Origin of the sequence: Paraburkholderia sp. GAS32, assembly GCF_050434225.1 — a bacterium.
GTDB lineage: Bacteria > Pseudomonadota > Gammaproteobacteria > Burkholderiales > Burkholderiaceae > Paraburkholderia > Paraburkholderia madseniana.
Window position 1 is genome coordinate 1 of sequence record NZ_JBNPVS010000122.1, and the last position, 1,573, is coordinate 1,573.

Sequence of the window (1,573 nt, forward strand, 5' to 3'; positions counted from 1 at the left end):
TGAAATTCACGAAGCATTCTTGAAATTCGGCTGCGCCCTCGTCTGCTGGAACATCTTCAGGCGTACGGAGCAGCCTTTTTGAACTGGCCTCTTAAAATTCTCAATAGCATGTAGCGCACTTGAAATAACGGCCACGATTGGCAAATCTGAAGGGCTGTTCGGGGTCGCGCGCTGTCCTTGCAGATCTTTTCGCACGCGTGATGGTGCTCAACGCATGCCGCGCGTCGGCGCCCACTGCAGGTACTTTTACTTTCGTGTTTCTGAACACGATATAACCGCGGCCGCGTGGCGTTCGGCAAGCAAGCGTCATGAGGCCACAGTCAGCCGGCCTTCACGAATCGGGTGGCCTTCACAATCATCCAGCCGACGAACGACAACAGCAGAAAGCCGTAGATGAATATCGGGTACACCGCGACCTGCCAGAGCCGGAAATCTGACTTCTTCTCGTCGACGATCCTCCAGACATCGGTCTGGAGCGTGTCCAGCATTGGTCGCGAAGGTCCGGAGTCGATGCGATAGGTAACCGGTCCGCTCCATCCTTCGCCGTAGCATCCCGACGTGTAGGTTCCGGGCTCGGCCTCGTATCGCAGGTCGTTGCAATACAGAAGGACCGTGGTCGCGTTGATGGCGCTGGATTTGGCCGTTTCCGTCGGAAAGCCCAGATGCACCATCGCCTGCTTGCCCACGAGATTGCGCTTCATGAAGTCGGCAACTTCGTGGCCTTCTCCCGAGAATGGCAAGGCCCCCGTGATTTCAGCCCCGCCGATGAAACGCCCGGAGGCCATCGCGGAGGTCGACGTGGGTGAGTGCTCGTCATAGGTCCAGATTTCGAACCAGTCCTTATCCGTGTCCTTCTTGATGCTTTTGTAGAGTGGTCCGTCGATGTGGCCGACAGGACGGCAGTTTTCGCTGCCAAGGAACGGCTGGCACAAGACGCTCTGATACCGGTCGTACGGCCAGGCTGCGTGCGCGCAGATAAAGCCAGCAGCGAGCAGCGGCAGAAGCAGAACGAGGCACAACCTCTTATATTTTGAAAACGTCATCTTTGCTACTCGCTCCCCGGATTTGGCGAATATTACAAAGTGAAAAATCATATCATTGCGTAAGCAATTTGTATGCAGAGAGAGGTGGCCTCACTCGTTCGGACGTTTTTCTGGGATTTTTAAGATGAGCGTCCGGGGCGGGCATGCTGCCAATTTGATTACAGGCCGGCTTTGAACGGCTGCTTCCGGGGTTTCCGACCGACTCAAACGGGTCGACTTCCGCCGGAGGACTAAACCGGTCGCGCGGTAAGGGCTCCGGTCAGGCGCCGGTGGTCAGGGAGAGTTCGGTCGCGCGGTTCCGTATGTTGGCGAATGAGGCAATCCGCCTCGTTCTCCAGCAGGAGCCAAATCATGACCTCCTCACAGACAAACGCCAGTCCACTGCGCCAGCGCATGACCGACGACATGCGCATGCGCCAGCTTTCGCCGAAGACACAGGACACCTATCTGCGCATCGTGCGCGAATTTGCCCGGTTTCTCGGGCGCTCACCTGACACGGCCACCGTCGAGGATCTGCGGCGTTACCAGTT

2 protein-coding genes are annotated in these 1,573 nt (G+C 57.3%); one reads left to right on the top strand and one right to left on the bottom strand.

Going from position 1 to position 1,573, the window contains the following annotated elements; genetic code table 11:
- Positions 1-320: 320 nt before the first annotated feature.
- A complete protein-coding gene (locus P3T25_RS48445) occupies positions 321-1,043 on the bottom strand; it encodes a hypothetical protein (protein WP_429364862.1) in 723 nt (240 codons plus the stop codon).
- A 351-nt stretch (positions 1,044-1,394) separates the two neighbouring features.
- Between P3T25_RS48445 and P3T25_RS48450 the strand changes: the two genes are divergently transcribed.
- A partial coding sequence (locus P3T25_RS48450; protein ID WP_429364864.1) for a phage integrase N-terminal SAM-like domain-containing protein occupies positions 1,395-1,573 on the top strand: 179 nt, incomplete at its 3' end.

Bases quoted from the DNA above. Each gene is read 5' to 3' on its own strand.
- P3T25_RS48445 (WP_429364862.1), bottom strand. From the start codon at position 1,043: ATGACGTTTTCAAAATATAAGAGGTTGTGCCTCGTTCTGCTTCTGCCG.